Origin of the sequence: Candidatus Kosakonia sp. 282A-S69 (genome assembly GCF_029433855.1) — a bacterium.
Lineage (GTDB): Bacteria > Pseudomonadota > Gammaproteobacteria > Enterobacterales > Enterobacteriaceae > Kosakonia > Kosakonia cowanii_A.
The window spans coordinates 139008-139249 of the sequence record NZ_JAROAU010000005.1; the positions used below are offsets into that span (position 1 = coordinate 139008).

Genomic DNA, 242 nt, shown 5'->3' on the forward strand with positions numbered 1-242 from the left:
AGCTTTGGCAGCATCTGTCTCATTATCAAAAAGACCAACGTGCTTCTTTTTATAATTAAGTTTGTATTCAGCTACCCATTTATCCTTCTGTTTTGAGAACCACACACCTTTATAGGATGAACGGCTCCCCTTCATGGGTCGAGTGTTGTATTGGCTTTGTGTATTTGTAACGACTCTTAAGTTCTCAATCCTATTGTCGTTTGTAATACCATTAATGTGGTCTATAAAGTGTGAAGGCCATT

General features: G+C 38.0%; 1 protein-coding gene. It reads right to left on the minus strand.

Annotated features, from left to right (window positions below; translation table 11 throughout):
• The coding region (locus PU683_RS21480) for an HNH endonuclease (protein ID WP_277174612.1) at positions 1-242 on the minus strand (242 nt) is incomplete at both ends.